19 protein-coding genes are annotated in these 24,275 nt (G+C 60.0%); 11 read left to right on the plus strand and 8 right to left on the minus strand.

Going from position 1 to position 24,275, the window contains the following annotated elements; all coding sequences use genetic code 11:
• Positions 1-79: 79 nt before the first annotated feature.
• The 9 genes from DK391_RS00005 (at position 80) to DK391_RS00045 (ending at position 8,587) form a co-directional block, all read left to right on the plus strand.
• Complete coding sequence (locus DK391_RS00005; RefSeq protein WP_109475930.1) at positions 80-289, plus strand: CbtB-domain containing protein; 210 nt, start codon at positions 80-82, stop codon at positions 287-289.
• A 14-nt stretch (positions 290-303) separates the two neighbouring features.
• Positions 304-1,032, plus strand: coding sequence for a CbtA family protein (locus DK391_RS00010; RefSeq protein ID WP_109475931.1), 729 nt, complete (start codon positions 304-306; stop codon positions 1,030-1,032).
• A gap of 271 nt (positions 1,033-1,303) precedes the next feature.
• Positions 1,304-1,876 (plus strand): hypothetical protein, encoded by a 573-nt coding sequence (locus tag DK391_RS00015; RefSeq protein ID WP_162600624.1) that lies wholly within the window; start codon positions 1,304-1,306, stop codon positions 1,874-1,876.
• Between the two features lie 155 nt (positions 1,877-2,031).
• Positions 2,032-3,315 (plus strand): cystathionine gamma-synthase family protein, encoded by a 1,284-nt coding sequence (locus tag DK391_RS00020; RefSeq protein ID WP_109475933.1) that lies wholly within the window; start codon positions 2,032-2,034, stop codon positions 3,313-3,315.
• A 253-nt stretch (positions 3,316-3,568) separates the two neighbouring features.
• Complete coding sequence (bfr, locus tag DK391_RS00025; RefSeq protein ID WP_109475934.1) at positions 3,569-4,045, plus strand: bacterioferritin; 477 nt, start codon at positions 3,569-3,571, stop codon at positions 4,043-4,045.
• Positions 4,046-4,292: 247 nt separating this feature from the next.
• Entirely contained in the window at positions 4,293-5,276 is a 984-nt protein-coding gene (locus tag DK391_RS00030) for a DUF1852 domain-containing protein (RefSeq protein WP_109475935.1), read from the plus strand.
• A gap of 28 nt (positions 5,277-5,304) precedes the next feature.
• Positions 5,305-6,339: a methionine synthase gene (locus DK391_RS00035; RefSeq protein WP_109475936.1), complete on the plus strand. Its 1,035-nt coding sequence runs from the start codon at positions 5,305-5,307 to the stop codon at positions 6,337-6,339.
• Between the two features lie 164 nt (positions 6,340-6,503).
• On the plus strand, positions 6,504-7,013 hold the full coding sequence (locus DK391_RS00040; protein ID WP_109475937.1) for a flavin reductase family protein: 510 nt from the start codon (positions 6,504-6,506) through the stop codon (positions 7,011-7,013).
• A 119-nt stretch (positions 7,014-7,132) separates the two neighbouring features.
• Positions 7,133-8,587: a methylenetetrahydrofolate reductase C-terminal domain-containing protein gene (locus tag DK391_RS00045; protein ID WP_109475938.1), complete on the plus strand. Its 1,455-nt coding sequence runs from the start codon at positions 7,133-7,135 to the stop codon at positions 8,585-8,587.
• A gap of 59 nt (positions 8,588-8,646) precedes the next feature.
• Here the strand turns inward: DK391_RS00045 and DK391_RS00050 are convergent, their stop codons facing one another.
• Entirely contained in the window at positions 8,647-9,477 is an 831-nt protein-coding gene (locus DK391_RS00050; RefSeq protein WP_239482640.1) for a polysaccharide deacetylase family protein, read from the minus strand.
• Positions 9,474-10,592, minus strand: coding sequence for a glycosyltransferase family 4 protein (locus tag DK391_RS00055; RefSeq protein ID WP_109475939.1), 1,119 nt, complete (start codon positions 10,590-10,592; stop codon positions 9,474-9,476). The genes DK391_RS00050 and DK391_RS00055 overlap by 4 nt, the downstream gene beginning before the upstream one ends.
• A gap of 588 nt (positions 10,593-11,180) precedes the next feature.
• Here DK391_RS00055 and DK391_RS00060 point away from each other — a divergent pair.
• Positions 11,181-12,602: an NAD(P)-binding protein gene (locus DK391_RS00060; RefSeq protein ID WP_109475940.1), complete on the plus strand. Its 1,422-nt coding sequence runs from the start codon at positions 11,181-11,183 to the stop codon at positions 12,600-12,602.
• 132 nt (positions 12,603-12,734) lie between these two features.
• Here the strand turns inward: DK391_RS00060 and DK391_RS00065 are convergent, their stop codons facing one another.
• On the minus strand, positions 12,735-14,087 hold the full coding sequence (locus DK391_RS00065) for an epoxide hydrolase family protein (protein WP_109475941.1): 1,353 nt from the start codon (positions 14,085-14,087) through the stop codon (positions 12,735-12,737).
• 770 nt (positions 14,088-14,857) lie between these two features.
• Between DK391_RS00065 and DK391_RS00070 the strand changes: the two genes are divergently transcribed.
• Positions 14,858-15,091, plus strand: a complete 234-nt coding sequence (locus DK391_RS00070) for a hypothetical protein (RefSeq protein WP_109475942.1) — start codon at positions 14,858-14,860, stop codon at positions 15,089-15,091.
• 76 nt (positions 15,092-15,167) lie between these two features.
• On the opposite strand, the gene DK391_RS00075 is transcribed toward DK391_RS00070, so the two are convergent.
• The 5 genes from DK391_RS00075 to fhuB form a co-directional block, all read right to left on the minus strand.
• Positions 15,168-16,553 carry an efflux transporter outer membrane subunit gene (locus tag DK391_RS00075; protein WP_109475943.1) on the minus strand — a complete coding sequence of 462 codons (1,386 nt, stop codon included), beginning with the start codon at positions 16,551-16,553 and terminating at the stop codon, positions 15,168-15,170.
• 4 nt (positions 16,554-16,557) lie between these two features.
• Positions 16,558-18,543 carry a MacB family efflux pump subunit gene (locus DK391_RS00080; RefSeq protein WP_109475944.1) on the minus strand — a complete coding sequence of 662 codons (1,986 nt, stop codon included), beginning with the start codon at positions 18,541-18,543 and terminating at the stop codon, positions 16,558-16,560.
• Complete coding sequence (locus DK391_RS00085; RefSeq protein ID WP_109475945.1) at positions 18,537-19,730, minus strand: efflux RND transporter periplasmic adaptor subunit; 1,194 nt, start codon at positions 19,728-19,730, stop codon at positions 18,537-18,539. The genes DK391_RS00080 and DK391_RS00085 overlap by 7 nt, the downstream gene beginning before the upstream one ends.
• Before the next feature lie 182 nt (positions 19,731-19,912).
• Positions 19,913-22,024: a TonB-dependent siderophore receptor gene (locus DK391_RS00090; protein ID WP_239482641.1), complete on the minus strand. Its 2,112-nt coding sequence runs from the start codon at positions 22,022-22,024 to the stop codon at positions 19,913-19,915.
• Positions 22,025-22,243: 219 nt separating this feature from the next.
• On the minus strand, positions 22,244-24,274 hold the full coding sequence (gene fhuB, locus DK391_RS00095; RefSeq protein WP_239482642.1) for a Fe(3+)-hydroxamate ABC transporter permease FhuB: 2,031 nt from the start codon (positions 24,272-24,274) through the stop codon (positions 22,244-22,246).
• Position 24,275: the final 1 nt, after the last annotated feature.

The following is a 24,275-nucleotide window of genomic DNA, read 5'->3' on the forward strand; positions in this document are numbered from 1 at the left end:
GGAAGCCGAAAGCCAGACCCACTTTTGGGCCACTTTCTCAATCGCTTTCGGGGCGCCAAACCCCAGGAGATCTCTGCAAATGAACGACACCGTTCTTCATCCCGTCGCCGAGCCGGTTCCCATCCCCCTGCGCGAATTGCTGCCCTGGTTCGTGTTTGGCGGCCTGCTGATGCTGCTGGCGATCTACTTTGTCGGTGCCGAAGAAGGCGCCACGTCGATCGTGCCGGGCATGTACGTTCACGAATTCGTCCACGCCGGCCGCCATCTGCTCGGCTTCCCCTGCCACTGACCGGGAGTTCGGATATGGTTGGAAAACTGCTTGTACGCGGGATGCTCGCTGGCATCGCCGCAGGACTGCTCACGTTCGGATTCGCAAAAACTTTCGGAGAACCGCAGGTCGATCAGGCTATCTCGTTTGAAGAGAAGATGGACGCGGCCAAGGGTGAAGCGCCTGAGCCGGAACTCGTGAGCCGTCCGACCCAGGCGGGTCTGGGCCTGTTTACGGGTGTCATTACCTACGGCGCTGCCATCGGTGGCCTTTTCTCGCTGACGTTCGCGTACCTCTATGGCCGCGCCAGCCGGCTGGGTGTGCGTCCGCTGTCGGCATGGCTGGCGCTCGCGGCGTTTGTCTCCGTGGTCATCGTTCCGAACCTCAAGTATCCGGCGAACCCGCCTTCCGTCGGCGATCCGGAGACGATTGGATACCGAACCGGGCTCTTTTTCCTGATGATCGCGATCTCGATCGCAGCGATGGTGTTTTCGCTGAAGGTACGACGGGTTGCTTCCGTCAGCCTCGGACCGTGGAATGGATCGATCGTCGGGGGGCTCGTGTATGTCGTGATCATCGCCGTGGTGCAATTCGGTCTGCCCGTCATCAATGAGGTGCCTGCAGCTTTCCCGGCGGTCGTGCTGTGGAAATTCCGGGTCGCGGCGATTGGCATGCAGGTGATCATGTGGACCACGATCGGGCTTCTGTTTGGTGCGCTGGTCGAGCGCAGCGGACTCGTGAAGGACCGCTTGCGCGCTGCGTAACGCAATTATGCATTCGTTATACAAGGCCGCGATTTGCGGCCTTTTTTATTCAGTATCGAGTACTGCGCAACGCGCATGTGCTCAACCATGTGCATGAATGAAACTAATGGTTCACTGAATTTAATGCATTTAACCTGGCGCGGTCTCTTCTGTACGATGCGTGGGCCCGAAGCCTTGGCTTGTCGCGAGACAGCCGGGCCAAACCGCCGCAGCACATCCCCGTGTACGATGGATCGTATGATCTCTCGCTGGTGGGAACCTAGGGGGATGAGTGAACCATACCCACGATGATCCTGAGCAGGCCGATGTCCGGCGCATCGCAGATGACATTCGTTCGGCCCTTGCATCGGGACTGAATATGCGGGCTGTCGAGTCCCGCTATGGAAGATCCTTGCAGGCGCATTCAGCAGAAGCCGGCCACCTTGCACTGATCGGCGCACAGACGTGCTGGAGCATGGGACGCAGAAAGGAAACGCGAGCCTGGCTCGACATGCTGATTGCCCGGCAATCCGTGCTTGCGCCTGAAGATCTTGCGGCTGCCGTGAGCGTGACGGCCAGCGCCGGGCAGGCGCAGATGGTGCTAGGGCTCAGCCGGCTACTTCGCGAGCAACCGCCGGTTGCTTCGTCTGAAGCGGTGGATGCGTGTACCGCAATGATTGAACTCGCGCTGCGTCTTCGGATTCCCCGCGCCCGCAACGGCGCGTGGTCCGTTCACCGGACCTTGCTCGAAGAAGCCAGCAAACTGCTCGATACCCTGCCCGCTGGCGATCAGACCGATGGTTTGAAAGCACGCGCGCGCTCACTCCTGCTCTCCCGACGTGAACGCGCCCTACGAGACGAATAATCGTTTTTTAATTAGCCGCATCGGATCTTCAACAACGCATCGTCGCAACAACGCAGCATGGTCACGCGCCAGCCCAAAGGGCGATCCTCTTGGGGCACTGGCGCGCACGGGATGTAAAAACCGTTCAATCTCGTTTGCCCCAGCACGGAGAAAACATGACCTCTAGCAACTACCACAAGCGCAAGATTGCCGATCGTGATCTGCATCCTGAAACGCAGATGATGTCGTATGGCTATGACCCCTTCCTCTCGGAGGGATCGGTTAAACCGCCAGTCTTCCTCACTTCGACATTTGCGTTTCGCACAGCAGAGGACGGCGCCGAATTCTTCGATATTGTTTCCGGACGCAAGCCCGCGCCTGAAGGTGAGAGTGCGGGCCTCGTCTACAGCCGGTTCAATCACCCGAATCTGGAGATTGTCGAGGATCGGCTGGCCTTGCTGGACGGTTCCGAGGCTGCCGTTGTCACATCGAGCGGCATGTCGGCCATCGCAGCGATCCTGTTTGCTTTCCTGCGGCCGGGCGACTGTGTCGTGCAGTCGGTGCCGCTATACGGTGGCACCGAGACGCTGATCTCCCGCTTTCTTCCCGAATGGGGAATCAGTTCGCAGATCATCGAAGACGGCCTGTCCGCGCAAGCCATCCGGGCCGCGCTCGAGACAGCAGCGACGAAGGGCAAGGTTCGCATGTGCTACATCGAAACGCCGGCGAACCCGACCAATTCGCTGTTCGATCTCGAAGGACTGCGTCAGGAAATCGATGCCTTCGAGCAGCGCCACGGTTATCGTCCGGTTTCGGTATGCGACAACACGTTGCTGGGGCCGCTGTACCAGAAGCCCGTCAAACAGGGGATCGATCTGAGTGTGTATTCGTTGACGAAGTACATCGGCGGTCACAGCGATCTGGTCGCGGGCGGCGTCACGGGACACCGCGAACTGATCATGAAGGTACGCGCGATCCGCAGCGCGCTGGGTTCACAGCTCGACCCGCATTCGTCATGGATGATCACACGCTCGATGGAAACGCTCGTGCTTCGCATGGAGCAGGCTGCGCGCAGCGGCAGCGCCGTGGCGCGGTGGCTGGCGAACAATCCGTTCAAACCCGTCAAGGTTCTACACCCTGAACTCATCGACGATCCGGCGTATCAGGCGGTGTATCGACGCCAGTGCACTGGCCCCGGCTCTACGTTTGCGTTTGTACTGGACGGCGGTCGTGAGCAGGCTTTCCGGTTCATCAACGGGTTGACGCTTTTCAAGTCGGCAGTCAGCCTTGGCGGGACGGAGTCTCTCGTGTGCCACCCCGCGTCGACGACACACTCGGGCGTTCCTGCCCAGGCGCGCGCTGCGGCGGGCGTATCAGAAGGCTTGATCCGGATATCAGTCGGGCTGGAACATCCCGATGACCTGATCGCGGATCTGTCGAATGCACTGGAACACTGCTAGTCCATCGGGAAAGTGGCGGCGCATAGAGCGCCGTCACGACTGTTCCACGGTCGACGGCTATCGCATGACGGGTCAACGCAACGCACAACGCCGAACCGATACATCAGATTCCAGACAGCGGTACGCGTAGAGATGATTGCGCGGAGAGTGAAAACGTAATGATTTTCGTTGCCTGTCTCATTAACTGCAGGACCATTTTAAGGGTCTATCCTCCACCTTATCGAAGGAAATCAACCGCGATACGGAGGACGGGATGCAAGGCGATCCAAAAGTTATCGGGTACCTGAACGCCGAGCTGAAGTATGAGCTGACGGCCATCAACCAGTATTTTCTACATGCCCGGATGTACAAACACTGGGGGCTCAAAGAGCTTGGCGAGCATGAATACAAGGAATCCATCGAGGAGATGAAGCATGCGGACAAGCTGATCGAGCGCATCCTGATGCTCGACGGTTTGCCCAACCTGCAGGATCTCGACAAACTGCTCATCGGCGAAGACACGCTGGAGATACTCCAGTGTGACCTCAAACTCGAACAGGCAGCCCAGACCCACCTGAAAGAAGCGATCGCATTTTGCGAATCGGTCAGCGACTTCATATCGCGTGAGATCTTCGTCGCGATTCTCGACGACACCGAAGACCACATCGACTGGCTGGAGACGCAGATCGAACTGGTCGATAAGGTCGGCATCCAGAACTATCAGCAATCGGCTATGGGGTCACCCGACTGAATCTGGACGATGCGCGACTGATGCCTCGCAGACGACATGAAGGCTCGCCAGGTCACTCCGCGGCGGGCTTCTTCAACTATCGAGTGGGTCAACTCTTCGAACAGGTCAGCGCGCACATCACTCCATGAACGCGCCTAATGGTTGGATGAAATCATTTCATTTTTATTCATGGATCGGCTAGCATAAAATCCCGCAAAAGCAAGCAATAAACGCAAGCTTTTACCGGACATCAAGGCGCCAGATCAAAATGAGTACAGATTTCACATTTGGTATTAAGAGCATTTGTTTCGATGAAGACTACCACCCTTCAGACAATACGCGTATTACCACGAACTTTGCCAACCTGGCTCGAGGATCCAGCCGCCAGGAGAACTTACGCAACACCTTCAGGATGATTGACAATCGTTTCAATGCACTGGCGCATTGGGACAATCCTGAAGGCGACCGTTACACCGTCAAGCTGGAAATCATTTCGGTTGAAATGAACATCGACGGCGAACGCAGTGGCAATACCCTGCCTTTGATTGAAGTATTGAAAACGAATATCTTCGATCGAAAAACTGGCGAACACATCGAAGGTATCGTGGGGAATAATTTTTCCTCTTACGTACGAGACTATGATTTCAGCGTCCTGCTGCTGGAACACAATAAAAATCAACCCGGGTTCAGCACGCCGGATGATTTTGGATCTCTGCATGGCAAGCTCTTCAAGAGTTTTGTGAATTCGAGCACTTACAAGGCTAATTTCAAGAAGCAGCCTGTTATATGCCTCAGTGTTTCGAGCAGCAAGACCTACAATCGGACTGAAAATCAGCACCCTGTATTGGGCGTTGAATACCAGCAAGATGAATACTCGTTGACTGACGAATATTTCAGGAAAATGGGCCTACAGGTCCGTTACTTCATGCCGCCGAATAGCGCTGCGCCTTTGGCTTTTTATTTTTCCGGCGATCTGCTTGGCGATTACACCAATCTCGAACTGATTGGCACCATCAGCACGATGGATACGTTCCAGAAGATTTACCGGCCTGAGATATACAACGCGAATTCTGCAGCCGGAAAATCCTATCAACCAAGTTTGAAACACCAGGATTATTCGCTCACCCGGATTGTTTATGACCGGGAGGAACGTAGTCGACTGGCTATTGAGCAGGGACGGTTTGCTGAAGAGCAGTTTATCAAACCATACCAGGCGATTCTCGAGCAGTGGTCCGCTAACTACGCTCTTTGATTAATCGAAAAAGACAAGGTCATATACTGTGAAAAAATTGCTACCCACTGCAACCGCTGGCAGCTTGCCCAAACCCTCCTGGCTCGCACAACCGGAGACGCTCTGGTCACCGTGGAAACTGCAAGATGAGGGATTGATCGAGGGCAAACAGGATGCTTTGCGGTTGTCTCTGCAAGAACAACAACACGCCGGTATTGACATCGTCAGTGATGGCGAGCAAACGCGCCAGCATTTTGTCACCACGTTTATTGAGCACCTCAGCGGCGTTGATTTCGAGAACCGCAAGACCGTGAGAATTCGCGATCGCTATGATGCGAACGTACCGACGGTCGTTGGCGCTGTTGCTCGCCAGAAGCCGGTCTTTGTCGAAGATGCAAAGTTTTTGCGTCAGCAGACCAGCCAGCCGATCAAATGGGCTTTGCCGGGCCCGATGACCATGATCGATACGCTTTACGACGATCATTACAAGAGTCGCGAAAAACTGGCCTGGGAGTTCGCAAAGATCCTGAACGAGGAAGCGAAAGAACTGGAAGCTGCCGGCGTAGATATCATTCAATTTGACGAACCCGCATTCAATGTTTTTTTCGATGAGGTGAATGAATGGGGCGTCGCGACGCTGGAACGGGCAATTGAAGGTCTCAAATGCGAAACGGCCGTGCATATCTGCTATGGCTATGGCATCAAGGCCAATACGGACTGGAAAAAGACGCTGGGGTCGGAGTGGCGGCAATATGAGGAAGCCTTTCCCAAGCTGCAAAAATCCAGTATCGGCATGGTTTCGCTGGAGTGTCACAACTCTCACGTTCCCATGGATCTGATCGAGCTCATTCGCGGCAAGAAGGTGATGGTGGGAGCCATCGATGTGGCATCCGATACCGTTGAAACCCCCGAGGAAGTCGCCAACACGTTGCGAAAAGCACTGCAGTTTGTGGATGCCGACAAGCTCTATCCTTGCACCAACTGCGGCATGGCGCCCTTGTCGCGTGCAATCGCGAGAGGCAAGCTGGAAGCCTTGAGCGCAGGCGCGGAAATCGTCCGAAAAGAACTTTCGAACTCATTCTGAGTTGAAGTCGGAAGTGGTGCTCGGGGATTGAAGGCGGTATTGCTTTCAAGGGATTTCTTAAAACAACTCCCTGAATCTATTGAAATACGCCACCCTTGCTGCCCGAGTATCCACTGGCCTTCCTTAACACTTTCGAGCTGCGCCCCAAGTATCCAGTATCTATCATGGCACTTTCCAGTACTGCTATCGAGCCACTGAGCTTTCGCGAAGCGCTCGGGCACTACGCTTCCGGTATCACGGTGATTACGTCACACAATGATGGCGAGCTGATTGGCTTCACTTGCCAGTCGTTCCATAGCGTGTCGATGAGCCCGCCGCTGGTGTCATTCAACGTCATGTCCAGTTCGGCGAGTTATCCCAGGATTCGCGAGGCAGGTCGATTCGCAGTCAATATCCTGTCAGACGAGCAGGTCCAGATTTCCAACCAGTTCGCCCGGCGAGGCACGGACAAGTGGCAGGGAGTCGAATGGCAGACATCGCCACTGGGAAATCCGATCATCGCCGGCAGCCTTCACTGGCTCGATTGCGAAATTTACGCCGAACACGCCGCAGGTGATCACCTGATCGTGATCGGCGAAGTGAAAGCGTTAAACCTGCAGGAAGCTGCTGCGACACAGCCATTGCTGTATTTCAAAGGACAGTATCGAAACATCGCCGCGCATAGTGCGGTTTGAGCGCCGACTTCCGCTGCGCTCTTTTGCGCTTCAATCGATTGAGCGCTTTCCTGTCGCTGTTGGCGCTGATGTACCAGCTGCGCAGCATGCTCCTCTGATTCACAAGGTATCGAGCTGTCTTGAGTTCATTGAAAAAGGCACTGAGCGAAGGACGCTTCGTCTGCGTGCTGGAGGTCGTTCCTCAACAGTCCCCTTCGCGCCTGGCCGCGCTCGAGCAAATCTTGCAACGCGGGCAGCTGGCAGGCTGGCCGTTGCTGCCGGCCTTCGCCGATCGCGTCGGTGTGCACTCGGACTTGAGCCCCCTGGAAGGCGCTGGAGGACTGGGCAATCCAGCCTCATCCTTGCTGCACTTTTCAGGCAAGGATCGCGAGCGTGCAGACTTGCTGCTCCAGATAGAGTCGATGAAGGCCCGTGGCCTGAAGCAATTGTTGCTACTCAGTGGTGATCGCTTGCCAGGGCACCATCCTGATCAAGCACCCGTGCGCTATCTGGAGTCGGTACCTGCGCTGCAGATTGCCCGTGAGCACTGCCCGGACTGGCTGTTGGGCGCCGCGTTGAACCCGTTCAAATACCGCGAGGAAGAAGGCGGCGCACAGTACCTGAAGGCACAGAAAAAGCTTCTGGCTGGCGCTGATTTCCTGACCCTGCAACTGGGTTTCGACGCTTCCAAGCATAGGGAAGCCCAGACATGGATGCGCGCTCAGGTAAGTATGAAACCCATGCTGGCCTGTGTAATGACGCTGACTGACAGGCGCGCGGCCGCTCTGCAGGCAGTGCCCGGCGTCGTCATCACCGAATCCATGCGTGAGCTGTTGTACAAGGAGCAGCAGGTATCACAGGCCTATGCCAGCGCACGAAGCCTCGAACGCCTCGCCCTGCAGATAGTGGGCCTGCAATTGATGGGCTATGCGGGTGCTCATGTGTCCGGGGTGCACACGCTGGAAGAACTGCTTTCGTTGGAGCAGGCTATTGCTGAGCTGCGGGACGGCATGACCTCACTGACCGATTGGGCCGAACGATGGCGTGCAAGTTGGCAAATGCCAGGTGCGCGCGAAGTATGCTTCGCTCCCGAGACCGACGCGTGGGAAATGGGCCAATCGGATGTCACCGCCACCCGCCGGGAGCGCCTGCAGCACACGCTGCTCTCTGCGGTACATGGCCAGTTCTTCAGTCGCACTGGATGGCTCAGCAAAGCCTTTGGCTGGAGTGTGACGCGGCCGATCTGGAAGGCGGGCGTCGCTGCGGATGCGCTACATGCTGTCGAACGGACGGTCAAACGGCCTCTGGTCGGCTGTGATACGTGCGGCCGCTGCCGCTTGCAAGACACCCTCTACGTGTGCCCCGAGACATGCCCCAAAGGCCTCGCGAACGGCCCCTGTGGCGGTACCCGGCTCAATCGTTGTGAATTTGGCGACCGCGAGTGCGTGCACAGTGTCAAATACCGGATTGCCAAATCTGCCAATCAGCTACCTGTGCTGGCGCAAACGTTGATTCCATGCATCGAAGCAGAAAAAAGGCACCGCAGTTCCTGGCCTGAATGGTTCGAGCCAGAAGATACGACGCCAGGGCGCTGATGCGAGCTTCAGAGAGTGGCACTCTAACGTCGCTGCCGGGCGCTACACGAGAGAAGCCTCTACCGCTTGATGCGCAGATAGGCCCGACTGATCATAGGACGCGTATGCACCCAAAGCCGTGATGCCAGCCACGACGCGGGTCGGTCCCGCACTTCCAGGCGAGATATCGAACGCACGACGTTTGCATCTTTTTGCGGATAGTTTGGCCCCGTCTCGCACGTGTAGAGATGACGAAAACCCGCCTGCTGCGCAGCATTCAGATAATCGTCGTCGTAGTAGCCTTGAGGCCAGCACAAGTGGTCGGACTCTTCACCGAGCCGGGCTTGAAGCACAGCTCGTGATTCGGTCAGGTCACGCATGAGACGCTCGCGCTTGTCCTGCGCGCTGGCTGCAACTTTGTCCCATCTCACGTGCGTGTGCGTATGGCTATGAAATTCAAACGTGCCCGCCGCGCGCATCGCATCGATCTCCGACCAGCGCAGGATCACGCTGTCAGCCGCGCCGTTTTCGATCGCCACTTCGCCCGCATGATGATCGAGCAGCGGCGGCAATGCGCCACCCGAGTCGGCATGAGCGCGCGGCGGCCCTTCTCCCGGCCAATTCGTCACGAGAAAACACAGCGCGGTGAGTCCGTGCGCTTTCAGCACGGGATACGCGTGCACCCAGTTGTCGAGATAGCCATCATCGAAAGTCAGCATGACGGACTTTTCCGGCAGCGGCTCGCCTGCGAACCATGCCATCAGCTGCGCACTGCCGATTGTCCGGTAGCCGGACTTTGCGAGCCATGCCATCTGCGCAGCGAAGTGCGCAGGCGACACGGTGATCATGCCCGGCGATGTGCTGATGTGGTGGTACATCAGCACCGGTACGACTCTGGCGCTGCGTCTCACGTCGCCGCCCGGCGCCAACGACCTGCAAGGGTTCGCCGTGCTTCGAGCCCTCGCCGATAAAATTCGACCGTTTCGCTGGCCATGTTCTCCACCGTGAAATGACCGTCCGTCTTGACGAGGCCCGCTGCGCCAAAGCGCGCACGCAGTGGCGCATCGTCGACCAGTCGCGCGATCGCGCTACGAAGCGCTTCGACATCCTTAGGCGGCACGAGCAGGCCATTCACGCCGTCCTCGATGAGCTCGGGCACGCCGTCGACGCGCGTGCCGATCACCGGTAACCCGATCGCCATTGCTTCGATAAACGCCTGGCCCAGTGCCTCCTGATGCGTCGGTAACACGAAAAGATCACAGCCACGCAAAACGTTGTACACGTCCTGACGGAACCCGAGCATATGGATGCGATGTGCAAGACCGAGTTCCGCGATCATCGTCTGAAGCCGGCCGAACTCCGCACCATTGCCCACGATTACGACGTGCAGATGGGGCCGCTCGATCATCAGCGGGCCAACTGCAGCGATCAGTTCATCGTGGCCTTTCTTGCCACGCAAAATGGCGACAATGCCCGCGATCGTCGCTTCCGGCCCCACTCCGAGCTCGTCGCGCAGCGAGGAAAGAGCAAGCGGCTCCGGCTTGACGATACCGTCGTAAATCATTTCGACGCGACCTTCTTTCACGCCCGCAGACACGAGGTAATCGCGAACATAGCGACTCACCGCAACCACCCGGTGAGGAAACAGGTTATACGTGGCGAGCGATGTGATCGGCAGCGCGAGATGGCGCGTCCGCACGATGAGCGGTGTGCGAGCGAGCCGCCCCGCCATGCCCGCCACCAGGCTGTCGTGTCCGCTGTGGGTATTCAGGATATCGAACTGGCCGTGCGCAAGAATGGAGCGAATCTGCAGCATCGAGCGCACATCGGCGCCCGACCGAATACGCGCGTGATGCACGGTAAACCCTTCGGACCGCGAACGCTCGCCGAGCACCGCATCGCGCGGGCACACGAGTTCGATGTGATGACCGAGCGCGCGCAGCGCGATCATCTCCTTCAGCGTACGGACTTCCTGACCGCCCCACCCACGCGACGACTCGCTGTGAAGAATACTTAAAGCCTTCATGTACCGCCTGCCTCCCTGCAAAGTATGGATCGATGGGTGTGGGGATTGAAATGATTGGTAATATTTTTTTCGTACCGGCCCACCTTGGCGCAAAACGTGAGGAGTCCCCCGTGCGAGCGCGCTTTCCGCGGAAGGCGGGACCGGCAAGATCCTTGCAATAACGCTGATCATGAGTCGTTCGTTGACAAATTTGTTTCTATTTTTTACAGATTGCCTTACCGCGATCCGATCAGTTCTGGATCAGTCGAAAGCAAACGTTTGCAGAGAGTAAGGATCTGACTCGCAGATCGCGTGATCTTTGATGCAGGTGTGGTGCATCTATATGTTTGATGTTCCCGGTATCTGCAACACGGCAATAACCGCTTCCGATCGCGAGGCGTCATATCGCCATCGCATCACCACACAACCAGATGAGTCGTAGAATCTGATTTGGTGCGTTGCTCGTGATGTCGAGCAATCCGACGCTGCGCCGCGAACGCACGCCTTACGTAGTGAGTGGTAGCAAAGTGCGACCTTTTCGGCACAGACCCGTGTCTGCCCGTTTGTCTCAAGCGATCTCGCCCCGCGCCGCCACGCTGGCAGAGCGAAATGTCCGACGAAGTACTCGAAACAGACTATCTCGTGATCGGTGCAGGGGCCGCCGGGATGGCATTTGCGGACGCGTTGCTCACGCATTCTGATGCGACGTTCGTCATCGTCGATCGCCGGCACGCTCCCGGCGGTCACTGGATCGACGCCTATCCGTATGTTCGCCTCCATCAACCGTCTGCTTTCTACGGCGTCAGTTCGGTGCCGCTTGGCGAGGACGTGCGGGATCTGGCCGGCACGAATACCGGTTACTACGAACTGGCCGGACCGGACGAGCTTCGGGCCTACTTCGCGAAAGTCATGCACCAGCGCTTTCTACCAGGCGGTCGTGTCCGGTATTTCCCATGTAGCGAATACTTGGGAGAGGGACGATTTGTGTCCCGGCTCGCACAAGCGTCATGGAAAGTTCGGGTGCGGCGCAAGATCGTCGACACCACGTATCTCGAAGGGACCATTCCTGCAACCAGCACGCCGCCGTTCGAAGTCGACGATGGTGTCCGATGCGTGCCTGCAGGCGAGATCGCACGCATGACGGAGCGGCCCGAGCGTATCGTCGTCATCGGTGCGGGCAAGACGGCTCTCGACACCTGCGTGTGGCTGCTCGAGCAGGCGGTGCCCGCGTCAGCTATCCAGTGGATCAAGCCGCGGGAAGCCTGGTGGATGAACCGCCGGTTCCAGCAGCCGCTGACTCTGCTTCCCGAGTCGTATCGCGGCGTGGCACTACAGTTCGAGGCGATGTCGCAAGCGACTTCCATCGAAGATCTCTTTGCGCGTCTCGAAGCGGAAAAGTTCTTTCTTCGCGTCGATCCTGGCGTCGTTCCCACCATGTTTCGCGGTGCGGTAATCAGCGAAGCCGAACTGGAGCTTCTACGCAGAATAGAGGATGTCGTTCGTCTCGGCCACGTGCGGAAGATAGGACGTGACGAGATTGTCCTCGACGAAGGTCACGTGCCTACCAGCAAGGCGGCGGTACACATCCACTGCGCGTCGAGGGGGCTGGCTCGCCGTCCGCTGCGCCCGATCTTCGAGGCGGGGCGAGTCACCATTCAGCCAATCTTCCTGGGATTTGCGTGCTATCAGTTCGCCATGCTGGGCATGATCGAGGCCCTCGTGGAAAGCGACGACGAAAAGAATCGACTCTGTCCACCCATCGCTTACTGGGATGCGAACAGTGACTACGTGTCCGGCTTCCTCGCAACGCTTGTGAACGAGCGGGCCAGGATGTCTTGTGCGGCCCTGACGGCCTGGGCGAAGGAAACCCGGCTCAACCCGTTCGGCGGAATCGCACACTACCGCGATGTGCCCGATGTCATCGATGCTCGTGAACGCATCAAGCGCTGTGGCGCGGCGGCGGCTGACAATCTCGCACGGCTCGTTAAGAAAACCACGGCATCGGCGGAAGGCATTGAAGGTTCAACTTGATGGACGACCCAAGGCACACGCAGACGCAGGTGCGCTGTGCCACGTATCTGACAGCAACCGTAAGGCGAAATCAGTTCGCCACTGCTTCATACCAGTACGATCTGTTCGGTCATTTCACTGTCCTCCCGTGCGTTATGTGCGCAAGGGGCGTAACCCCGCGCGAACTTCGTCGGAGAAGATGCGTGGTTGTTCCCATGCTGCGAAATGACCACCCTTCTCAGGCCGGTTGTAATAGATAAGGTTGTGATAAGCCCGCTCTGTCCAGCTGCGCGGCGCCTGATAATTCTCACCGGGGAAGGCACTCACGGCGGCAGGGACAGACACGTCAGCGGCAGCGTAAAAGTTGAAATGCGACTCCCAGTAAATGCGAGCAGCTGACACGCCGGTATTGGTTAGCCAGTAAAGCGTGATGTCGTCCAGCACATCGTCTCGCGTCAGATCACCTGAGGAGAACCCGTTCACCGTATGTCCGTATACAGCCGACGTCATCGCAGCCGCCGGCTGGCCATTGCCATCGGGGTGGTCCATCAGCCAGCTTGCCAGCGCGATCGGGGAATCCGCCAACCCGTAAAGCGTTTGGGGACGCGTTCCCTGTTCGAGCGCGTAAGCCCGACGCTTCTGCAAGGCGAGCAATTGTTCGTACGCGTGCCGCTCTTCGTCCGAGAGATTGGGCACAGTTGTAGCATTGTTCTGGAGCGCTTTCACAATCTCGGGCGGAAGCGTCGCCGGGAGGTTGACGTGAATGCCCATCAGTTCCGGCGGCGCCTGTTTGGCCATCACGTTGGAGACGATCGCACCCAGGTCGCCACCCTGAGAGGCAAACCTCTCGTATCCCAGGCGTTTCATCAGCTGGACCCACGCACGCGCGGTACGCTCCGGACCCCCTCCGGTCTCGGTGGGCTTGCCGGAAAATCCATACCCCGGTAAAGACGGAATGACCAGATGAAATGCGTCCGACGCACTCGCGCCATGCGCTGTTGGATTGGTCAACGGATCGATGATCTTGAGCTGCTCGATGATTGAACCAGGCCAACCGTGCGTCACGATCAGTGGCATCGCGTTCTGATGTTTCGATCGAACGTGAATGAAGTGAATATCCAGTCCGTCGATCTCGGTCACGAAGTTCGGATACGAGTTCAGCTTCGCTTCGCATCTACGCCAGTCATAGTCGGTTGACCAATGACGTGCGAGTTCCTGCATCATCGCGAGTGGCACGCCTTGCGTGTCGTCGGTGACGGTTTCGCGCTCTGGCCACCGTGTCGCCTTGATGCGTCGGCGTAAATCGATCAGCTGCGATTCGGGTACGCGCACACGAAGCGGGCGAATAGCGTTGTTGTCGCCGACCGTCGCCGGCGCGACATTCGTGATCGCCCGGTTCGTCTCTGCGAAGGCGAGTTGGCTCAACGAACCGGCAGCGATAGCGGCCGCCGCGACGCCAATAAACCGGCGGCGCGACGGGACCTGGGGAATGGTGCTGTCTGACATAGGATGTCCTGATAGTCATGTAACTGGATTCGGATCAGTGACCATGCGATGCATGAGCCGCCCATGGCGGTGCTTCATGCAGCAGATGCAGAGCCAATGTGTCGTTACCTTGAACGCGTCATCCGTTGCGACAACTCGCCCGCGATTTCCATCAGCGCTAGAGCACTTATTTCACCCAGCACGTCCTTGGCTCGGGTTGGCGCGACGGACCATGTTTGTGCGCGAGTGTTGTCGCTTGACTCGCTGCTGCGCTAGCTCGCTACACGTTGAATGTATTGAAACGCCCGGATGTATCGCATTTGTGTCCGGGCAACGCGGTTTGTGTAAGCGCACGTATCGATGTATAGAGCAGATACATGGCGATACAAAACCAGGCTCGAGCCGCTGCGCCCGGCGGGAATGCCAGACAAAAAGTCCTGCGCTTTCATCCGACGTTTCGAGCGCTTCGCATGCGTCCCGCTTCATGCCGATCAGCATCGACATGGCGGTCTTCACGGCGAGATTTCCGCCAGCAAACATCCCCCCGAGACACACAGCGACATTCAGGCACGACGTGACCGAGTCGCCTGACGGGTGCATAGCCGCAGGCCCGTTGGCATGTGCCGAACAGTCGCTCGAGCGTCCGCGCATGCACGCCGCCGCCTCACGAGATGATGATCGTTCTCTTGTGCCCTACCACGGGAGTTGTGCAAAGGGTGCGCGGAAATCAGGCGCTGGCAGCGCAATTTCGTCGTGCTAGGATTTTCGTTCTTCGCTAGGAGGAGTTCGGCATGGCAACCGAAAACGTCGGTCACTTTCAGGTGACGACACTCATTGGGCGGAAATCAAGTGGCGTCTGGTACGGTCGGTACCGGATTACGCGGCGCGACGATCCCGACGCTGTCCCAATCATCGAAGGAATGTGTCCCAACGCGCCGGATCCCAGCCTTGCGAGTGCTGCCGCCATGGCAGTCGGCAAGGAAAAGGCGGAAGCAGTGAATCCTGAGGACCTGCCCTCGAGATAACCGGCAGTAGTGATCCAGCTACACGCTGGATCTACCCGTACCGAGCAGGCTCGTGGGGAATGCAGCGAGCCCCGCGTTATCCGCCCGCGTTGTCATCGTCTGGCTGCCAGCCGCCACCTGCCGCGCGAAACACGGATACAGCCGCCTGGAACTGCGCGAGCAAAACCTGCACGTGCATGTCTTCCGCCGCGAAAAGCGTCCGTTGCGCATCGAGCACCGATAGCGACGTTTCCGCACCGGCGCGATACCGGCTTTCGGCAAGCGCAAGCGTGCGTCGCGCTTCGAGCAACTCCACATCCTGCGCGTGGGTCTGCGCCTGCGCGCCGGCGCTCGCATTGAGCGCCCGCTCTGTATCGCCAAGTGCCGCGATGATCGACTGGCGATACGTTGCAAGCAGTTCCTGCTGCCGCGCGATCGCCATGTCACGATTCGACGCAAGCGCGCCTGCGTCGAAGATCGGCGCCGTGAGGCCTGCCGCCACCGTGTAGAGCGGATTGTCGAAGATGTGCTGAATGCGATCGCTGCCCGAGCCGACCGTGCCCGTGAGCGTGATCGTCGGCAACATGGCCGCGCGTGCGGCGGCGACGTCCGCGTGCGCAGCCGCGAGTCTCGCTTCGGCAGACGCGACGTCCGGCCTGCGCGTCACCAGCGACGACGGCACGCCAGCATCGACGCCTGGCAGGCGGATATCATCGAGCGAACGTGTCGCCACATCGAATGTCGATGCCGGTGTGCCGAGCAGTGCCGCGAGCACCGCTTCGCTGTCGTTCGCCTGTTGATCGAGTTGCGCCACGCTGCGCTGCTGCGCCGCGACGAGCGCGCGCTGACGCGCAGTATCGAGCGGCGTGGCGTGCCCCGCACGCACTTGTGAATCGGTCAGTGCCAGCACGCGCAGCGCGATCGTCAGGCTGCGTTGCGCGATGCCCGCCCGCTCGCGCAATGCGACGGTCTCCAGCCACACACTGGCGACATCCGATGTGAGCGTCACCATGACTGTCGCGCGATCGTACTCCGTCGCCCGCGCTTCATCGATTGCCGCTTCACGCAATGCCCGATTGCGTCCCCAGAAGTCGAGCTCGTAACTGGCCGCGAGACCCAGATCGAAGGCGCTCCCGCCCGGAATCTCGTTGTTGACCATGAAGCCCGACTGGCGGCTCGCATCGGCGAATGCCGACACGTTCGGCATCAACGCGGCACCCGCGATACGCGCACGTGCGCGCGCCTGCTCGACACGCGCGTAAGCGGCGGCGAGATCGAAACTGTTCGACTTCGCGGTATCGACCAGTCGCTCCAGTTCCGCGTTTCCAAACGCCGACCACCAGTCCGGCGGGACGGGGGTGTCCGCCCCGCTGGCCGTTGCATATCGCCAGGCGGCGGGCAGCGGGACGGACTCGTCAGCGTGACGAGGCGTGGTGCAAGCGCCGAGCACCAAAATAGCGCATCCGATGGTCCAGAATTTCATCGCGCTACTCACTCGTCAGTGCCACGACAGGATCGAGCCGCGCCGCCTGACGCGCCGGCATGAAGCCGAACACGAGCCCGGTGAGCAACGCGCACGTGAAGGCGCCCAGAATGGCCCGGATCGAAAAGATCGCGGGAATCCCCGCAGCGATCAGCCCCGTGCCGATGATCAGTCCCGCCGCGACGCCAAGCGTGCCGCCCACGCAGGACACAACGGTCGCTTCTGTGACGAACTGTCTGAGGATGTCCCGCTGGCGCGCGCCCGTCGCGATGCGAATGCCGATTTCGCGCGTGCGCTCTCTCACTGTCATCAGCATGATGTTCATCACGCCAATCCCGCCGACGACCAGCGATATCGCTGCAATCAATCCCAGCATCAGCGTGAGCGTGCTCTGCGTTTCCGTCTGCGCTTTTACCGATGCAGCCTGGTTGTAGACTTCGAAGTCGTGCAGACGATGCGCGCGTTCCAGCGTCTGGTTGATCTTCTGCGCCGTTTCGTCGGCGAGGTCGAGCCGATCGATGAGCACGGAAATCCACGAGAGATTAGTCGTTCCGACCAGTCGATAGCTGCCCGTCGACCAGGGCACCATGATCATGTTGTCGTTATCGGCGTCGCCGGATGTCGCGCCCTTTTCTTCGAGTTCACCGATGACCTGAAACGGAACATTGTTGACCAGTATGTAGTGGCCGACGGGATCAGTCGCGCCAAACAGTTTCTCGCGAACGCGCTTGCCGAGCAGCACGACCGTCGCGAGACGACGTTCATCGTCCGCGCTGAAGAAGACACCACGCACGGGCTTCCAGTTCAGCACGCGCGGCGCTTCTTCGGTGACCGCCCACAGCGGCGACTGCGCATCGATATTTCCGTATCGCACCGTCACCGTGCTGTTCAGGAACGGCATCGCGGCCGTGACGTTGGGAACATCGCGCACGATCGATACATCGTCGAGAGACAGCGTTCCGCCTGGACCGCGCGGATTGTCGCCGCCGGGAATCACGTAAAGCCGGTTCGAGCCGAACGTGGCCATCTTTTCGAGCACCTGTTTCTGCGTGCCCGCGCCGATCGCCATCATGACGATCACCGACGCGACGCCGATGACGATGCCTAGCAGCGTCAGCAGCGTGCGGAAGGAATTGATCCACATCACGCGCCAGGCCGCGCGTAACGCGTCGCGCAGGTCCGCGCCGAAGCTGGCCGAGCGCGCGACACCGGCAGTCATCGAAGCGACGAGCGCGCCTGCATCGAGCGATGCACGCCGCGATGCGCGCGCAGGCGCGCCGGAGTCCGCGATGATCTGCCCGTCACGGATCTCGATGATCCGCCTGGCACGGGCGGCGACGTCGCGATCGTGGGTAATGAGGATGATGGTGTGACCGTCCCCGGCCAGATCTTCGAGCAGACGCATGACCTCTGCGCCCGTCTTCGAATCGAGCGCGCCAGTCGGTTCGTCGGCGAGCACGATATGGCCGCCGTTCATCAGTGCACGGCAGATCGACACACGTTGCTGTTGCCCACCGGACAGCTGGTTCGGCCGATGATCGAGCCGGTTATCGAGCCCGAGCCGGATGAGCAGATCGTCGGCCCGCCGCCGTCGCTCCGCTTCGCTGGCGCCCGAGTAGATCGCAGGCATTTCGACGTTCTCGCGCGCTGATTCGGTGGCAATCAGGTGATAGTCCTGAAACACGAAACCGAAGGCCTCGCGACGCAGCCACGCCAGTTCGTCCGCGCTGAAACCGGCGATATCACGCCCCGCGAACAGGTATTGACCTGCGCTGGGCCGGTCGAGACAGCCGAGAATATGCATCAGCGTCGACTTGCCCGAACCCGATGCGCCGACGATGGCCACGAACTCCCCTGCTTCGATCGACAGGCTGACGCCGTCGAGCACGCGCGTGACGGCAGACTGGGCGCCGTCCGCACTCGCCGTATTGGCTCCGTACGATTTGACTATGTTGCGCAATTCAATAAGTGGTGGCGCATGACTCACCATGTGAGTCTCCCGTCGACGGCACGCGAGTAGGTGATGCCCGTCACGAGCCGGTCTCCCGGAACGAGCCCTGACAGCACTTCTCCGTTGAGACGGTCATGCACGCCGATACGCACATCGCGCGACACGACGTGGCCGTCCTGGAGCACCCGCGCCTTGTAGCGGTCGGGCTGGCCATCCACGGGTGTCATCGAGGCCAGTGGCGCCGTGACGACATTGCCCGCGCGCCCGGCGACAAAGAAAACCTGTGCACTCATTTGCGGCATCAGATCGCCATCGCGATTGGCGATATCGAAGAGCACGGTGTACAGCACGACCTTGCTTCCCGGCTGGCCGCTGCCCGTCGCGCCCTGCCGCTGGCCGTTGCTATCGGACGAAACGGGCTGGTTCGGCGGCGCCGGCAGAATTTGCCGCACGCTTGCGTCCCACCGGCGATCGGCGGATCCCAATGTGGTGAACCAGACGCGCATGCCCGGTTTGACGCGCAGGATGTCGGCTTCGGACACCTGGGTCCAGACCGTCATCGTCGAAAGATCCGCGATGCGCAGAACCGTCGGCGTCTGGTACGTCGAGTTGAGTGTCTGGCCTTCGCGAGCATCGAGCGTGACCACCGTGCCGCTCATCGGCGCATAGATGCGCGTGTAGCCGAGTTGCGCCTCGTCGCCTTTCAGATTCGACTGTGAACCGGCAATCTGCGCGCGCAGATTGTCGATGGTCGCGGCCGCGTCGAGCAGCGTCGCGTGCGCACTCTGGAGGTCTTCGTCGCGTGTGGATCCGTCCGCGGCCATCTTGCGCTGCCGCTCGTATTGCTGTTGCGCGAATGATCGTCTCGCATATGCACCGACGAGTTGCGCGCGCAAACTCGCAAGCGCCGACTGGTCCGCGTCGACCTTCGCCTGCTGCACACTCGGATCGATCTCGACCAGCAGCGCGCCCCGCCTGACGACATCACCCGGCTTGACATGGATACGGCGGATTTCCCCCGAAGCCTGCGATCCGACATCGACATAGCTTTGCGGCTGCAAGGTCCCGAGCGCCGTCACACTCGACTCGATATCGCCACGCCCGATCGTGACAGTGGCAACGTGTTCGGACGTTCGAAAGAAGATCGCCCAGACCAGCCAGCAAAACAGGAACAGGATGACAACAACGGCCAGGTGCCGCCGATATTTTCCAAGATTATTTTTCATCACGGTGCTGGAAGACTGCCGGTTTGCGCTGCGCAGTATAAAGGCAGTCCGCGATGAACGTGAGGCATGTCATCTGTCTCGAAGCAACCCGGCAACGCAGCGACGCGGCGATTCGCCGGCATTCAGCCGGAGAATCGCCGCGTCATCGTTGCTGGACACGCCCGTCTTCAATTGCAAGAAGCTCAGAAGTCCGTGCGCACGGTCAGCATCACGTTGCGTCGAACCCCGAACTCGCTATAGAAGTTGCCAGGCGGACGGATGTAGTAGTCGCGATCGAAAATGTTGTTCAGATTCAGCGACGCCTGCACGTGCTTGTTGAACTGGTAACCGATCTGCGCGTTGAAAATCGCATACGCGCCCTGCTCGACGCCGCGCGAGATACGCGTCTGTGCAAGCATGCCGCCGCCGATAGAGAGACCTCGCATCATGCCCTGCGAGAACAGATAGTTGGTCCAGAGCTTGAACAGATGCTTCGGGTCCGTCCCATCCGTCAGGTTCGGCGTGTCGTTATCGTAGTGAACGTTCAGATACGTATAACCCGCATACAGATTCCAGTTCGGCAGCGGCTGACCCGTCACCTCGAACTCGAAGCCCTGATCGGTCGCCTTGCCGCCGGCAATCGATCCCGTCGGGTTATTCGGATCGGTGATCGCGCGATTGTTGTCGTTGATGCGGAACAGCGCCGCCGTCGTCGCCAGCCGGTTGTTGAAGAAGCTGTTTTTCAGGCCGATTTCGTACTGCTCGCCTGTGCGCGCGGGCAGCAATCCGCCCGTATACGTTGTCGCCGTCTGCGCGGTCAGGAACCTCGAGTAACTCGCATAAGCCGTCATCGACGGCGTGATGTCATACACGAGACCGACGTTCGGCAGGAAGCGGTGATTGACCTGCACTTGCGTGGTCCAGTCTTCGACGCTCGGAATGGTCGGCTGCGACTGCTCCTGCAGGAACGCTTCGCGCGCGCCGAGCACGAGCGTCAGCGGCGTCAGAAGATGGATGCGGGCCTGCGCGTAAATCCCGTACTGCTCGATACGATTGTTCGAACCGAACGTGAACGGCACGTCGGTTTTCTGCACGGCGTTCGGATCGAACAGGCTGAAAGTCTGACCGTCAAAAGGACCGTTCAGTGCGACAAAACCGGAATCCGCCGTGCTGTTTTCCAGCGTGTAATTGGCGCCGATCGTCAGCGTATGGGTCTGGCCGAACGCCCTGATCGGCCCCGTCACGTTGGTGTCCGCGCCCCACCAGTCGTACGTGTTGCGCTGGCGCTGTTCGCCATAGTAAGTGAGGCCGTCCGCCGTCGCGCCCGGACCGGCGTACGCGTAGTCCGCTTTCACGAGTTCGTGCCGGTAGAACAGCGTGGTCTGCGACTTCCAGCCGTTTTCGAAACGATGCACGAGGTTGCCGTTGACTTCATACAGCGACGTATATGCATAGTTCCAGCTCGGGCTGAAGTTCTGCGAATACGGGCTCTGCACACGGCCGACGGGATTGCCATCGGCATCGGTGACGCCGCTTGCGCCATAGTCGAGCCCGTTGATCGGATTGATCTGATATCCAGCCGAAACCGACAGCGTGGTGCGCGGGCTGAAGTCGTAATCGATCGCACCGTACGCCATGACTTCTTTTTCGCGCGTGCGGTCGATCGTCTTCAGCGCGTCGCTGCCGACCAGCACGGCACGCCCTCGCAGCGAACCATCCTTGTTCAGCGGGCCGGTGACGTCGACCACTTGCCGGGCGCTGCCGAACGAACCAATCTGCGTTTCGGTCGTGACATGGAAAGTGTCTTGCGGGCGCTTGCGCACGAGGTTGACGGTGCCGCCGGGATCGGTGACGCCGTCCATCACGCCCGACGGTCCGCGAATGACTTCGATACGGTCGTACATCGCGAGATCGAACTGCTGCAGGTATTGCAGACCGCCAATAATCGGCACGCCGTCGAATTCGATGCTCAGGTAGTTGCCGCGCGATTTGTAATAGGCCGTGCCGTCGCCGTAATCGATCGACTGGACGCCCGTCACGTATTTCAGCGCGTCCTGGATGGACGTCAGGTTCTGGTCATCCATCCGTTGACGCGTGAGCACCGACACCGAAGCGGGAATTTCCTTGATCGCCTGCTCCGTCTTGCCTGCGATGGTCGCCGTGCGGCCCGCGTACGAGCCGCTGCCTTCCGTGGTCGCATCCGCTGCCGCGTTGACCTCGACGGCGGGCAACGTGCCGTTGGTCGTCGCCGACGTGGATTGCGCGTGCGCCTGCAGTGTCCATACGGCGAGCAGCGACAGTGCTAGACAGGTCATTTGCGGCCCGCGCGCAGGCCGCCGCGTAACGCAGGGTGGTGCGTGGTCTATGGTTGTTTTCATATGGCAATGAACCCAGTGCGTTAAAAAAATGGACGAGCAATGCCCTTCCGATCGAAAGCGGAGTTCTTCAAACACGACGAAGGGACGATTTATTGTTATGCAGTCCGGCCTGGCGAATGACCGGATATCGATGCGTTCGGATTGCGATGCGCTACTTCACCTATGCTCTCCAACGGCTGGACGTCGCAACGCCAGCACGATCACGAATGGCCCGCCCAGCAGCGTGGCGACCAGCCCCGCGGCCATTTCCTGCGGAAACACGACCTGCCGTCCAATCCACTCGGCCAGCACCATCAGCGACGCACCCACCATCGCCGACAGATACAGCTGTGCGAGTGGCCGTCTGCCGCCCGACATGCGCGCGATATGCGGCGCGATCAAGCCGACGAACGACAGCGGACCAACCAGCAACGTCGCAGTTGCGACCAGCATCGAGGCAAAGAGCAACACGATGAAACGTGCTCGCGCAACGGAAACGCCAAGGCTCGCTGCCACTTCGCCGCCCAGCCCCAGCGCGAGCACCCAGCGCGCGGTCAGCGGCGCAACGCACAGCGCAACAATGGCGACGCCGATGGAAGTCCACGCCGCCGCAGGCGCCACGTAGTACGTCGAACCCACCATGAAGTTCATCATCAGCCCGGCGCGCGGATCGCCGCTTGCCATCAACGCGCATACCACGGCCTGAAACAGCGAACTGATCGCAACGCCAATGAGCAACAGCCGCTCGGGCGCAAACGACGCGCGTTGCGCGAGCCCCATCAGCACGACCAGCGTGATCAACGCGCCTGCGGCACACCCTGCGAATAACGCCCCTGGTCCCGGGTCCGCGACGCCAAAAAGCGTGACGACGATGCCGAGCGCGCCACCCGATCCCACGCCGAGCAGATCGGGGCTCGCCATCGGATTAGCGGTCGTGCGCTGCATCAGCGTGCCGGCTACGGCCAGCAGCACGCCCGCAGCAAGCGCCGACGCGAGATGCGGCAAGCGCCAGAACAACAACGTGTCGAGTTGCGCGAACGTGGCGATCCGAAAGCCCTCGCCGTCGCGTGAAACGGCCAGCGACAGCAGGCAGATCACAGCCGTCGACGCGAGCCACCACGGCGCACGCGTCCAGACATGGATCGGTGTAACGGCGACTGGTGCGGCGTGATCGAGCGTCGGACGCGAACGAAGGCGCGGCAGCAGCGCGATCAGCAACGGCACGCCAAGCAGCGACGTGACCGTGCCCGTCGGTATCAGATAGGCGGAGAACACGTCGGCGGTCGAGACGAAGCGCACCAGTTCATCGGTTGCCCACAGCAGCGCTGCGCCGAGCAGCGGCGCCCATAGCAGGCGGTCGCGCAGACGGCGGGCCCCGGCGAGCTTGACGAGCGGCGGCGCGGCAAGACCAACGAAGCCGAGCACGCCCACCGCCGACACCACGCATGCCGTCAGCGCGACGGCGATCAGCAGCACCAGGAAGCGCGTAAAGCCAACGGAAATGCCGAGGTTGCGCGCGGTCGCGTCGCCCGCATCGAACACGCCGAGCGGGCGGCGAATCAGCCACGTTGCCAACGCACACGCGGCGCAGCCGGCGAGCAGATGCCGGCTGGCGTGCCAGCCGGTTTGATCGAGCGAGCCGCCGCCCCAGATCATCAGCCCTTGCAGCAGGTCGAAGTGAGACATCGACAGCGCGAGACTGATTGCGCCGCAGTACAGACACACGATCATCCCCGACAGAATCACGCCAAGCGACGACATGCGTTGCGACCATGCGAGCGCGAACACGATCAGCATCGCGGTTGCGCCACCAGCCAATGCAATCAGTTCGCGTCCCGACGACAACCAGCCTGGCAGCCACAATTCGGCGCACATCAAGGCCAGATACGCGCCGGGAAATACGCCGAGCGTCATCGGCTCCGCGAGCGGATTGCGCAGTACCTGCTGCGTGAGCGTGCCGGCAAGACCGAGCGCGCTTCCGCATAACAGCGTCATCGCGATACGCGGCAGCAGGCTGTCGCGCAGCAGGATCGCGTGGACGTCGAGCGGGTTCGCGGCGGTCAATGCGGACCACAGCGATGCGCCATCCAGCACATCGTGAATGTGATAGGCGGCGAGCGCGATAGCGAGCGCAAACAGTCCCCCGACCAGCGGCACACGATGATCGCCCGCCATGGCTTGCGACGGCGACGGCGACGGGTTGGACATC

This window comes from Paraburkholderia sp. C35 (assembly GCF_003121405.1).
GTDB lineage: Bacteria > Pseudomonadota > Gammaproteobacteria > Burkholderiales > Burkholderiaceae > Paraburkholderia.